Raw genomic sequence first — 12,744 nt, 5'->3', positions numbered from 1 at the left:
ACTGGCTTTAGTTATTATAACAGATTCAACATAGATAATAAGGAGGATGACTGACGAGCGCAGTTAAGGGTTTAAGCCGTTAGATTAACCCAGCCTAAATGACGTATTTGCCTTGCATGTATGTGTTATTCACCCTCTTTAAGTGCCGCCTGTTTCTCTTTTACCAGTAATCTGGCCATCAATAAGCCAAATTCAAACAATAAAATCATTGGAATGGCCAATAAAAACATAGAGGGCACATCCGGCGGTGACATCACCCCAGCGGCAGCAAAGCAAGCCACAATCACATAACGACGTTTGTCCGCTAATGATGCCACCGACACAATACCGGTCAATACTAAAATAAGCACCACCACCGGTATCTCAAAAGTAATGCCAAACATCATGAGTAGCTTAGTGACAAAGCTTAAGTAGCTTTCGATATCGGTCATTGGCACCACGCTTGAGGGCGAGAAAGTAATCAAAAAACTCAGTGCCCGGCGTAATACGATAAAGTAAGCGAAAGCCACGCCCGTATAAAACAGCACAATAGAGGACAATAAAATAGGCACAGCAATCCGCTTTTCGTGCTTATAAAGTCCAGGCGCTACAAATGACCAAATCTGGTATAAGATAAACGGCATGGCAAAAAATGCCGAAGTCAATAAGGTTAGGCGGATCGGAGCCATGAAGTTGGCCACCGGATCAATGGCAATCATGGTTGAGGTATGGGGCAGTATCTCAACAAGTGGCTCTGAGATAAAGTCATACAGCTCACGAGAGAACCCCACCAAAGCTAGGAAAATAACTGCCACCACCACCATGATTTTTATAAGGTGCATTCTAAGCTCAACTAAGTGCTCAGTTAGGGGCATATCAGCCAAGCTGTTACTGTCTTCTATGCTATCGCTCACTTTTTCACCGTCTAGCAGCGAAGCTGGGGTGTCAAAGCGGCTTTTTTTGTTTTTAAATAAGCTCATGGTCCCACCTTAGTGCTTTGCCCAGCTGCTGTATCATAAAGCAGGGGAATGGCCTTATAGTCAGGAACAAAGGGTGCTGGCGGTAGCCGCCGGGCTCGGTCATAATCTCCCAACAAAAACCACATGTTCTCCCAAGGTCTGGTAAGCGGCAGCTGATTTTGCTGAGCTGCAGTATCAGTATCAGTATCAGTATCAGTATCAGGGATGTTGGCTTGGCTGCTATCTAGGTCTTGAGGGTCTATATAAGCAGTGGCAGCTGAGGGTGCATAAGCATAATCTGAATGAGATTGGCCCATCGTAGTGGCATTGGCTACCGGATGCACCCATGGTTTTTCTAAGCGCTCTGATGCCTTTTGTTTGCTGGCAGCCTTTTCAGCGATGTTCTGATTAGAATCGCTCAACGTACTTGATGCCTCTACTTCAACAGAGGTATCTGTAGAGGAGGCAAAGCTTGCGCTGTTTAAGGTTTGCTGTAGCTGCGATTTTTGTTGCTCAAACTCTTTCATACTACCGCGCAGCTCGTCCATCTCCTTTTGCATCTCAGCCTCGGCAAGACGAATTTTTTCCAGCTCCTTTTGCATCAGCTGACGGGTTTCGGCCAAATCAAGTTCTGCCTCCATCTCAGCTTTCAAGGTGCCTACAGTGCGGCGAAACTTAGAGTAGTAAGTGCCGACCGTACGTACTGCTTGGGGCAATTTTTCTGGCCCCAAGACAATGAGTGCGATGATGCCGAACACCAACATTTCATAAAAACTAAAGTCAAACATAGCCGCTTATTATCCTATTACGGTATTAAATAAGGATTAGGATTGATGCGTGTCTTCAGCTTTGATTTTTATCTCGTCCACTTTCACCTCAGGGTGCGTAGAGGCTTCGTGGTCGATAACTTTGGGTTCAATCTTGCTTTTGGCGTGGGCGTCTTCTTCATCTTTTACCGCATCTTTGAAGCCTTTGACCGCGCCGCCTAAATCTTTACCAGCATTTTTTAGCTTTGAGGTGCCAAAAATCAACAGTGCAATACCCAGAATAATTAGTAACTGCATGGGAGATAAGCTCATGGTGGTGTCCTTTTATTAACTCAGTGGTTTAACTTAATGGTTTGCCTTAATCGCCGTGTTATAAATGGCTATACGTGTCGAGCAAGGGTAGAAAAAAGGGATAAAGATATTAACTTAACTCTTAATGGGGGCGGCTATTTTTCTCTTCGATGCCTGAGAGGCCAAAGCGGCGCGCCAACTCAGCCAGTATGCGATCGGACCCGATATTAAACCATGCCAATGTGACCAAAGTGTGAAACCACACATCAGCAATCTCATAGATCAAATCATCGCTTAAGGCTTGCTGTACCTCATCTAGCGGCTCAGAGTTTTGGGTATTAGGTGCAGACACCTGGCTTAGCGCAGCCAAGTCTTTGGCCGCAATAATGCTCTCTACTGCTTCTTCACCTACTTTTTCCAAAATCTTATTAAGACCTTTGGCATAAAGGCTTGCCACATAGGAGCTGTTGGCATCGGCCTTTTTGCGCGCCACTAATACCGCATCTAGCTGTTGTAATACGCTGTGAGCTTGTGTCTGTGATGCTGGCTGCGCATAGGTGTCAGTACTGCCATCTTGAGCAGTATGCTGAGCCGCTATTATATCATTGGCAGACTCAGATGCAGTAGTGCCATAGATGGCGTCAGGATCTTTTAATACCGGAGCGACGGTCTGCCAACTTGGCGCCCCACCGGATAGGTCAAGCTTACGATAAAAGCACGATCTGCGTCCTGTGTGACAAGCAATATCCCCAATTTGGGTCACGGTCAGTACAATCACATCCGCGTCACAATCTAGATGAATGTCATGCACAATTTGAGTGTGCCCTGAGCTCTCCCCCTTGTGCCACAGCTTACCGCGCGAGCGTGAAAAATACACGGCAGTTTTGGTCTGCGCAGTCAGATGCAATGCCTCTTTATTCATCCAAGCCATCATTAGGATTTCGCCGCTGTCTTTGTCTTGTGCAATGGCGGGAATGAGGCCATCAGCGGTAAAAGTTACTTGTTCTAACCAAGCGGTATTGGTATCTGTCATCTGTTGTGGCTTGGCAGTTTGCGTATTGTGAGAGGACATAAAGCACCCTATTGTATCTGGTTAAATGAGTTGTCTTGACGTCTTTGCTGCTCAAGGTATGCTAGGGTAGCAGGCGGCCAAGTCGTATCAAAGGCTTAACAATAAACATATCAGTTTTAGTATATAGGTTTTGAGGCGACTCGGCATCACATTGTAGTCTATGATTGGTGCGATTAATACAGCTGCAAATGAGCTTTATGACAAGATTGAAGCTTGTAGTGTCGCTAAACGCTGTATCACTGTTATCATTACCATATTTCTTATGCGCCATCGCAGGAATTTAGTTGGTTAAAGGCTGAGTATCTGATATAATGCGCGCTTCCCACCTCAAGGCAGTGCTGGAATGGTATTTATAAGCCGTGATTTATTAGGGCTTATAGCTACATACCCACTGACGAACAGGTTTTCCCTTGGCTGTTAAGTTAGGTGTCATCTATTAATAGATACGCACTCAGCTGGCAACAAAGAATAAGAGGTTCTTATGAAAGTTAAAATGAAAACAAAACGTGGTGCTGCTAAGCGTTTCAAAAAAACTGCTAACGGCTTCAAGCGCAAACAAGCGTTCAAACGTCACATTCTGACCAAAAAGTCTCCTAAACGTATTCGCCAATTACGTGGTACTAAACTGGTGCACGTTGCTGATGTAGCTGCGGTTCGCCGTATGTGCCCATACATCTAACCCACTTAATTTTCGAAGTTCTTATATTATTGAATATACAGACAGTATAAGTTCAGGCAAATCAATTTATTAGGAGTATCTTATGGCCCGTGTAAAACGTGGTGTTCAAGCAAACCGTCGTCACAAAAAAATCTTAAAGCGCGCTAAAGGTTATTACGGCGCTCGTTCACGTGTTTATCGCGTAGCGGTTCAAGCTGTAACTAAAGCTGGCCAATATGCTTATCGTGACCGTCGCAACAAAAAACGTACTTTCCGTCGTCTTTGGATTGCTCGTATCAACGCTGGTGCACGTTTAAATGGCTTAAGCTATAGCCGTTTCATCAATGGTCTGAAAAAAGCAAACATCGAAATCGATCGCCGTGTACTAGCTGATATCGCTATGCATGACGCTGCTGCATTCACTGCATTGACTGAAAAAGCAAAAGCTGCCTTAGCTTAATTTATTGTAGACAAATTAAGCACTAAGTAGTTTTTATTCTTATAAAAGAAGCCATCGCATATGATGGCTTTTTTTGTTTTATTTGCTTACAATTACTTGAGTGGCTTTAGCATAATTATTATACAAACACGCCTTATAAACTTGCTCTTAATGTGCGGCCAGTATCTGATTTTTCATAAACTTTAGGCGTCTTAAGCCCATATCGCCAATAGCTAACAAACTCTGAGAATGCTTACATGACTCAATCTGACGTTTCACCTAATAACACCTCATCTACTCAAGACAGCACGGCTACCCATACGGCCTCTGAGAGTAAACGTGGCTTAACTGAGCTTATCGCCAGTTTGCCAAGCTTATCGGATGTTTTAAGCGAGTTAACCGAAGCTGAGTTGCAAGACTACGCTCAAGCGGCGCAGTCGGCCGTAAGTGAGATTGCAACCAGTGCTGATCTGCAGCAGATGCGGGTGAATCTAACCGGTAAAAAAAGCGCCTTAACCCAGTGGTCAAAACAGATGGGCAAGCTTGATGCTGAGGCCAAAAAGACCATGGGCGGCTGGCTACACCAGCTGCGTACCCAGATTACCGACAGCCTTAATGCTCAGCAGCAAGTTTTAGAGCAAGCAGCATTGACCGCTAAGCTAAATGCAGAGCGTCTCGATATCAGCTTGCCGGCCCGTGGCCAACAAAAAGGTCAGCTGCATCCAGTGACCATGACTGCGCAGCGCATGCAGCAATTTTTTATGCAAGCAGGCTTTAACGTGGCGACTGGCCCTGAAGTAGAAAGCGATTATTATAACTTCGAGGCGCTCAATATTCCGTCGCACCATCCGGCGCGTGCCATGCACGATACTTTCTACTTTGATGCCCATTATTTGCTGCGTACGCACACTAGTCCGGTACAAATTCGCACGATGGAGTCGGGTGAGCCACCAATTCGTATTATTTGTCCTGGCCGTGTTTACCGCTGCGACTCAGACCAAACCCATTCACCTATGTTCCATCAATTAGAGGGGCTAATGGTCACTGAGCGTACCACTTTCGCTGAGCTCAAAGGTTTAATTAACGAGTTCTTAGCTGCCTTCTTTGGTAAGCCGCTTACAGTGCGCTTTCGTCCCTCATTCTTCCCCTTCACTGAGCCCTCAGCAGAGGTGGATATCTTAGCGGACAACGGCAAATGGCTTGAGGTGATGGGCTGCGGTATGGTGCACCCAAAAGTATTGACCAACTGTGGTATTGATGCCGAAAAATATACAGGCTTTGCCTTTGGTATGGGTATTGAGCGTTTTGCAATGCTGTATTACGGTATTGATGACTTGCGTTTATTCTTCCAAAACGATGTGCGTTTTTTACGCCAGTTTGGCTAAGCTCGGCGCTGATAAATCCGGAGACCCCATATGCTTTAGGGCAGGTTATCTGGTAAATACTTTATACGATAACAGACATAATAATTTGACAGCCTTTTTGAGAATTCTATGAAAATTAGCGAACAATGGTTACGCGAGTGGGTAAACCCCAATAATGATACCCAAGCTTTGGCCGACCAATTAACCATGGCAGGCCTTGAGATTGATGATATCGAAGCGGTCGCTGCCGACTTTAGTGGTGTGGTTGTGGGCGAGGTTATCAGTGTTGAGCAACATCCAGACGCTGACAAATTACGAGTGACTCAGGTCAATATCAACTCTGATGCGCCGCTACAAATCGTCTGCGGTGCGCCCAATGTACGAGTCGGTATGCGAGCGCCTGTGGCCATCATCGGTGCCAAGCTGCCTACCGCAGATGGTCAAGGCTTTAAAATTAAAAAAAGCAAGCTGCGCGGTGTGGAATCACAAGGTATGCTGTGCGGGGCATCAGAAATTGATCTGCCTGATGTGGTAGATGGTTTGCTTGAGCTGCCAGATGATGCGCCCATCGGCACAGACATTCGTGAGTATCTGGGTCTGGACAATAAGATATTAGACATCTCAATTACCCCAAACCGTGGTGATTGCTTTAGTGTGCGCGGTATCGCCCGTGAAATTGGCGTCATTAATGGTTTGCCAATTACCGCCCCAGAGGTTACGGCTCAAGCCGATGAAGTACAAGCATCACAAGCAGTAACTGTTGAGGCTACCGAGGCGTGCCCACGTTACTTAGCGCAGCCTGTACTTGAGATTGACCGTAGTATTGAGACACCAGATTGGATGCAAAAGTCCTTATTACAAAGTGGTCAGCGTTTACATAATTTCTTAGTAGATGTGACCAACTATGTCCTATTAGAGCTGGGTCAGCCGTTACATGCTTTTGATGCCGATAAGATTGTGGGCGATATTCAAGTACGTATGGCCAAAGCTGGCGAACAGTTGGAGCTGCTTAATGAGCAGACCGTAACTTTGACAGGTGACGAGTTGGTTATCGCGGATGACCAAGGCATCTTGGCCTTAGCGGGTATTATGGGTGGTATGCGAAGTAGTGTGAGCGATAGCACCACCAATATTGTGTTAGAAAGTGCATTTTTTGATCAATTGGCCATAGCCGGTCGTGCTCGCCGGTTTGGCTTACATACGGATGCCTCACAGCGCTTCGAGCGTGGGGTGGACTTTGAGCTGCCATTGACGGCGCTGCGCCGTGCAGTAAATTTAATCAGCAGCATAGCTCACGGCAAAGCCGGTCAAATTACCGTCATTGAACACAGTGATAAACTGCCAAAACGGGTACCCGTACAGCTGCCTTTTAATAAAGTTGCAGAAGTTATTGGCATTGAGATAGAAAAACAGCGTATTATTGACATACTCACTCAGCTTGAGATTGACGTTGAAGTGAGCGAGCAAGATGGCAATACCGTATTTAATTGCTTGCCACCAAGCCACCGCTTTGATATTGAAATCAAAGAAGATTTGATTGAAGAGATTGCCCGCATCTACGGCTATGACAATATTCCAAGTACCTTGCCTAAGCTAGGCGTGGACATGCGTTATGATGACACCGCTGACTTAACCCATCGCTTAAAACTGGCGATGGTAGATGCCGGTTATATGGAAGCCATCAGCTTTAGCTTTAGTGATGAAAAGATTGAAAATATCTTAGATGACGTCAATTTGGGTAACTTATTGGCATTGGCCAATCCCATTTCATCAGATTTAGCCGTCATGCGTCGCACCTTGCTATCAAGCCTAATCCCTTGTGTGCAATATAATTTGAACCGTCAGCAGCCTCGGGTGCGTTTCTTTGAGACGGGTCTAAGCTTTGTGGGGGCTACCATAGATGAACTGGTGCAAACGCCAAGCTTAGCTATTGTGGCCACAGGTGATGTATATCCTGAACAGGCGCACAGCAATCGTGCTATGGACTTCTTCGACCTTAAGCATGATGTTGAGCAGTTGCTACCTGCAACACTGGATGAATCACGTATCAGCTATCAGCGTAGTGAGTTGGCATTTTTACACCCAGGCCAAAGTGCTGAGCTGTTAATTGATGGTGAAGTGGTGGGCTGGCTGGGTCAATTACACCCCAGTGTGGCACAGAAACTTGATTTACCAAGCACTTGGGTGGCGCAGTTGGCATTGGCCCCAATTTTGGGTCAAGCGCGCGCTGTTCAAAGCATCACTAGCCCATCGAAGTTCCCCCAAGTGCGCCGAGATATTGCTTTATTGGTGGATGCTGAAGTTTCACGTCAGGCCTTGTCTCAAAGCATTCGCCAAGCTGGTGGCGCGTTATTGCAACAGCATTGGTTATTTGATGTTTATCAAGGTGAGCATACACCACAGGGCATGCGTTCAGTAGCCTTTGCCTTAGTATGGCAAGACCCTGCTCAGACTTTATCTGATGACGTGGTCAATGATGCGATGCAAAAAGTGATTGCTGCACTACAAACTGAGCATGGGGCACAGTTAAGAGACAGCTAAAAAAGTGGGGGTCTACTGAGTAGGATGCTTGGTAGATACCCTCTATGAAATCTCCCCGGTCATGATGACTATTTAAAAGGGTTTTACACGATAAGGAAGCCGTAATGAAAGCAAAAAACTCAGAGACACAAACATTAACCAAAGCAGATATTATTGATCATTTGGTGGTTAAGTTTGGTTTTACCAGACAACAAGGCCGCATGCTAGTAGATTCATTTTTTGATGAAATCTATGATAATTTAGTAGGTGGTAAGGATGTTAAGCTATCAGGCTTTGGTAATTTTATTCTAAAAGATAAAAAAAGCCGGCCAGGACGCAATCCTAAGACGGGGGAGGAGGTAGAGATATCAGCTCGCCGTGTCGTCACTTTCAAAGCAGGTCAAAAATTACGCCGCCAAGTAGACGAAAGTCAGCTACAGGCATAAGCTTTATAAGTAGTTAGGTCAATTAGATGGCGTGTTGGAGGCTATATTTGTCTAGTAGCTTCCGCACTGCAAACAAAAAAAGAGAGCCAATGGCTCCCTTTTTTTTGTGCTATTACAAAGTAAAGTTACTAGGCAATAGACAGGTCTAAAGCTATATTACTGAATTACTGAGCAGTAGTAGTCTCAGTAGTAGTAGTCTCAGTAGTAGTAGTAGCAGTGTCTGCAGCAGCAGTATCAGCGGCAGCAGCAGCTTCAGCGTTAGCGTCAGTACCAGCAGCTTCTAAGTTGTTAGCTTCTTCAGTAGCTTCTGCATCACCAGCAGCAGCAGCAGCTTCTGCATCAGCAGCAGCGGCTTGAGTGTCAGCTAAAGCAGCGTCTGCAGCAGCAGTTTCTTCGCCTTCAGCAGCGGCTTGATCAAGCTCAGCAGATGCGTCTTGTAGCTCTTCTTGAGCGTCGTTTACATCTTCAACAGCGTTTTCTTTGTTGCTGTCACAAGCTGCTAGGCCCATAGTAGCTGCCATTAAACCTGAAAGTGCAAGTAGCTTAAGTTTCATAATTTTCTCCAAGAAAGTGAAATATAACTGACAAAACGCATTATAAAAAGTTACGCAGCAATAGGAAGTATTGTTGTCATTAAACTTGATATAAATCAAATTTCGTAGAGTCAGAATTCGTTAGCGATTATACATCACTAATATTACAAGTGAAAGTAAATTTGGTTAAAGATTGTATTTAGATACAATTTTTAACGTAACATGCGACTTATAGTAATCGGACCATTGCCACTGTTGGCTAAACAAATATACAAAATAGCTATTTATAAAGTTTGCAGGTGCTCTAAACTCTAATCCTATATGGTTGCATATAATATAGGTTTGCTAGTAAAAAGCTATAAAATACTTTAGGTAAAAAGTGACTAATTGTAAATATAGACAGTTTTAGCAGCACAAGTTTTGATAATAGTGCCTAATATGTGCTAATTATACTTTTTCACTGAGCAAACTGCATCTATAATTTTATATAAAGCGTAATTATTTATCTCTAAATTCTCTCTGACGTTGTTAACACATAGCATTTGACGACTATATAAAACAATTTATCTAATATTCGAGGCGTATATCGATGAAATGGCGTGGTAGAAGTGGCAGCTCAAACGTACGTATGAGTGGCGGTAAGGCTGCAGGTGGTGGTATCTTTGGTATTATTATTGGTTTGGTATTGTGGCTGGTATTTGGGGTGAACCCCATGACCGCTTTTCAGACAGGCCAATCTATGACAGCAGGCAGTAGCAGCAGCACGCAGCCTCTCGATGATGAAGGCCGCGATGCACAATTCGTATCTGTGGTATTAAAGGACACTGAAGCGGTTTGGCAAGAGGTATTTCAAGAACTAGGTAGCCGCTATCAGGAGCCTACCTTGGTGCTGTTCAATGGTAGTGTTAATTCAGCTTGCGGTAGTGCCACCTCAGCGACCGGCCCATTTTATTGCCCAGGCGATCAGCAAGTGTACTTGGACACCTCATTTTTTGCAGAAATGCGTCACAATTTAGGTATTACCGGCGATCAACAAGGATCAGGTGATTCTGAAAACGCAGACAAAGCAGGTGACTTTGCTCAAGCCTATGTCATTGCGCATGAGGTCGGCCACCACGTTCAAACCCTGCTTGGTACCTCACAAAAGGTAAATGAAGCACGCCGCCAATTGAGTGAAGCACAAGGCAATCAGCTCTCAGTTCGCCAAGAGTTACAGGCTGACTGTTATGCTGGGGTGTGGGCCAACCGCAATCAACAGCGCGTTCAGTTTTTGGAACAGGGTGATATCGATGAGGCACTACAAGCGGCCAGTCAAATTGGCGATGATCGCTTAGCACAAGCCAGTGGCCGTGCTGTTATGCCTGATAACTTCACCCATGGTACCAGCCAGCAGCGCGTTAACTGGTTTACTCGTGGCTTTCAAAGTGGCGATATCCGTAATTGTGATACCTTCTCAGGAGCGATTTAGTTTTTGGCATTTACTTTTTGGCATAGTTTGGATATATAGTCTGGATATAGTCTCGATGTTATCTTATCCTTATCCTCTACAGTCGGTGGTTTTACGGCGATAGATGACAAAGAAGCCTGCAATTGCAGGCTTTTTTTTATCGTATGAGTTTAATCTAATATGGCTTTAGATTAGTTAGTATGGTCGATAACGTAACCAGTACCACCACCTAATACAGCACCTACCGCAGCACCTTTAGCGATATCTTTGCTGTCGCCTTTACTTTTAATAAGAGCACCAGCAACCGCGCCTGCTGTGGCACCTTTGGCAGTATTGCTCATATTGTTGTAGTTGTAGCCACCTGTTGAGTTACAGCCTGCCATCAGTAGAGCAGAGCTGGTCATTGTAGCGAGAGCTAAAGTTTTGGCAAGTTTCATAATATATTCCTTGGAGTTAAAGCTTATTAATCCTAAGCGTGAAGTGACCTTAAGTAAATAAGTAAATTAGAAAGCTTTAAAAAAGCACTAATACACTAAAATGAGTCAGGCCTGATTTATAGTTCATGTTATTTATAATTCATATTACCTTAGTACTGCATAAAAACTGTATCAAAATAGCTAACCTATACCTTCAATACGTAATTGTTGTTACACCTATGTATCGATTTTGCCAACCTATCAAGCTTTTTTGGTTGTCTATATAAATAAAGGCCACTGAATCAGTGGCCTTTATTTATATAGCTTATCTTGAGCTTATTAGTTTTGTGATTTGCGCTTCATTTGATCGAAAAAGTCGTCATTGGTCTTGGCTTCTTTTAAGCGATCTAATAAGAACTCAGTGGCTTGTACGCCATCCATAGGCTGTAGCAGTTTACGCAAAATCCAAACTTTACGCAGCGTATCTTCGTCAAGCAAGCGCTCCTCACGGCGGGTGCCTGATTTTTTGATATTAATGGCTGGGAATACTCGTTTTTCGGCTAAGTCACGCTCAAGGGTAATCTCTTGGTTACCAGTACCTTTGAATTCTTCAAAGATAACGCTGTCCATTTTACTGCCCGTATCAATCAGCGCAGTTGAAATGATGGTTAAGCTGCCCCCTTCCTCGATATTACGTGCCGCACCAAAGAAGCGCTTGGGCTGGGCTAGAGCGTTGGCATCCACACCACCAGTCAACACTTTACCTGATGAGGGCACCACAGTGTTATAGGCACGAGCCAATCGGGTAATTGAATCTAATAAAATCACCACATCTTGCTTATGTTCTACCAAGCGCTTGGCTTTTTCAATGACCATTTCAGCCACTTGAACGTGACGCTGTGGCGGTTCATCAAAGGTTGATGCAACCACTTCACCACGCACAGTACGCTGCATTTCGGTCACTTCCTCTGGGCGCTCATCGATAAGTAATACAATCAGATAGCATTCAGGGTTATTGCGGGTAATAGATTGAGCGATGGTTTGTAGTAGAACAGTTTTACCGGCTTTGGGCGGCGCCACGATAATAGAGCGCTGGCCTTTACCAATAGGGGCGATTAAGTCAATGACACGTCCGGTTAAGTCTTCGGTTGTACCATTGCCCATCTCAAGCTTTAATTGCTCGGTGGGGAATAGTGGGGTTAAGTTCTCGAAGATTAATTTGTGACGTGAGCGATCTGGGGTATCGAAGTTGATTTCACCCACTTTAAGTAAGGCAAAGTAACGTTCTGAATCTTTTGGTGGACGGATGGTGCCGGCAATAGAGTCGCCTGTTTTTAGGCTAAAGCGGCGGATTTGGCTTGGGCTTACATAGATGTCATCAGGTCCAGCCAAATAAGAGCCTTCTGAAGATCTTAGGAAGCCAAATCCATCAGGAAGCACTTCAAGTACCCCGTCGCCGTAAATGGCTTCACCATTTTTGGCGTGCTTTTTTAAAATAGCAAAGATGATGTCTTGTTTGCGGCTACGTGCCAAATTATCGAGCCCCATTTCTTTTGCTATATTTAGCAATTCAGCAACGGAGTTCTTTTTTAGTTCAGTCAGGTTCATAGAGGTTTCGTTCGATGGTTGTTGAGTCATAGTCAGCTGCCGGTACGCCTAAAAACTAAGCATATGCAATAAATGATAATGGTGTAGGCGACAAAAGGCCTGCGCTACACGTAGATAGAGTTGGTAAAAAACAAAAGTAGGAAAATGGTTGTGTCATTAGCATGAAGAATCTTACTTAATTCAATAAGATTTATAGTCCATTAGGTAAAGATAAGCGCACAGCTTATTAACTTCTTAAAATATAA

General features: G+C 44.5%; 13 protein-coding genes. 6 read left to right on the top strand and 7 right to left on the bottom strand.

What is annotated here, in order from left to right:
• Positions 1–125 precede the first annotated feature (125 nt).
• From tatC to hisI, 4 genes are all read right to left on the bottom strand, one after another.
• A complete protein-coding gene (tatC, locus tag DLE54_RS11270) occupies positions 126–959 on the bottom strand; it encodes a twin-arginine translocase subunit TatC (RefSeq protein WP_011961533.1) in 834 nt (277 codons plus the stop codon).
• Positions 956–1,726, bottom strand: a complete 771-nt coding sequence (gene tatB / locus DLE54_RS11265; protein WP_110817195.1) for a Sec-independent protein translocase protein TatB — start codon at positions 1,724–1,726, stop codon at positions 956–958. Before tatB ends, tatC begins: the two co-directional genes overlap by 4 nt.
• A 36-nt stretch (positions 1,727–1,762) precedes the next feature.
• The gene (gene tatA / locus DLE54_RS11260) at positions 1,763–2,017 is read right to left on the bottom strand and encodes a twin-arginine translocase TatA/TatE family subunit (protein ID WP_110817194.1); all 255 of its coding nucleotides are present in this window, start codon (positions 2,015–2,017) and stop codon (positions 1,763–1,765) included.
• Positions 2,018–2,138: 121 nt separating this feature from the next.
• A complete protein-coding gene (hisI, locus tag DLE54_RS11255; RefSeq protein WP_110817193.1) occupies positions 2,139–3,068 on the bottom strand; it encodes a phosphoribosyl-AMP cyclohydrolase in 930 nt (309 codons plus the stop codon).
• Positions 3,069–3,549: 481 nt separating this feature from the next.
• Between hisI and rpmI the strand changes: the two genes are divergently transcribed.
• The 5 genes from rpmI to DLE54_RS11230 all read left to right on the top strand — a co-directional run bounded on the left by rpmI (position 3,550) and on the right by DLE54_RS11230 (position 8,495).
• Positions 3,550–3,747 (top strand): 50S ribosomal protein L35, encoded by a 198-nt coding sequence (gene rpmI, locus DLE54_RS11250; RefSeq protein ID WP_011961529.1) that lies wholly within the window; start codon positions 3,550–3,552, stop codon positions 3,745–3,747.
• Positions 3,748–3,829: 82 nt separating this feature from the next.
• Positions 3,830–4,186, top strand: coding sequence for a 50S ribosomal protein L20 (gene rplT / locus DLE54_RS11245; protein WP_007394884.1), 357 nt, complete (start codon positions 3,830–3,832; stop codon positions 4,184–4,186).
• A gap of 236 nt (positions 4,187–4,422) precedes the next feature.
• Complete coding sequence (pheS, locus tag DLE54_RS11240) at positions 4,423–5,550, top strand: phenylalanine--tRNA ligase subunit alpha (protein ID WP_227535315.1); 1,128 nt, start codon at positions 4,423–4,425, stop codon at positions 5,548–5,550.
• Between the two features lie 108 nt (positions 5,551–5,658).
• Positions 5,659–8,070, top strand: a complete 2,412-nt coding sequence (gene pheT / locus DLE54_RS11235; protein ID WP_110817192.1) for a phenylalanine--tRNA ligase subunit beta — start codon at positions 5,659–5,661, stop codon at positions 8,068–8,070.
• A gap of 104 nt (positions 8,071–8,174) precedes the next feature.
• Positions 8,175–8,495 (top strand): integration host factor subunit alpha, encoded by a 321-nt coding sequence (locus DLE54_RS11230; RefSeq protein WP_011961526.1) that lies wholly within the window; start codon positions 8,175–8,177, stop codon positions 8,493–8,495.
• A gap of 164 nt (positions 8,496–8,659) precedes the next feature.
• Here the strand turns inward: DLE54_RS11230 and DLE54_RS11225 are convergent, their stop codons facing one another.
• Positions 8,660–9,049 (bottom strand): hypothetical protein, encoded by a 390-nt coding sequence (locus tag DLE54_RS11225; protein ID WP_110817191.1) that lies wholly within the window; start codon positions 9,047–9,049, stop codon positions 8,660–8,662.
• A gap of 568 nt (positions 9,050–9,617) precedes the next feature.
• Between DLE54_RS11225 and DLE54_RS11220 the strand changes: the two genes are divergently transcribed.
• A complete protein-coding gene (locus tag DLE54_RS11220) occupies positions 9,618–10,496 on the top strand; it encodes a neutral zinc metallopeptidase (RefSeq protein WP_110817190.1) in 879 nt (292 codons plus the stop codon).
• A 170-nt stretch (positions 10,497–10,666) separates the two neighbouring features.
• Here the strand turns inward: DLE54_RS11220 and DLE54_RS11215 are convergent, their stop codons facing one another.
• Both DLE54_RS11215 and rho read right to left on the bottom strand, forming a co-directional pair.
• A complete protein-coding gene (locus DLE54_RS11215; protein WP_011961523.1) occupies positions 10,667–10,912 on the bottom strand; it encodes a YMGG-like glycine zipper-containing protein in 246 nt (81 codons plus the stop codon).
• Between the two features lie 318 nt (positions 10,913–11,230).
• Positions 11,231–12,499 carry a transcription termination factor Rho gene (gene rho / locus DLE54_RS11210; protein WP_041773372.1) on the bottom strand — a complete coding sequence of 423 codons (1,269 nt, stop codon included), beginning with the start codon at positions 12,497–12,499 and terminating at the stop codon, positions 11,231–11,233.
• Positions 12,500–12,744: the final 245 nt, after the last annotated feature.

The sequence above is a fragment of the Psychrobacter sp. YP14 genome, assembly GCF_003209315.1.
Taxonomy (GTDB): Bacteria; Pseudomonadota; Gammaproteobacteria; order Pseudomonadales; family Moraxellaceae; genus Psychrobacter; species Psychrobacter raelei.
This window is presented reverse-complemented; position numbering and strand designations above follow the sequence as displayed.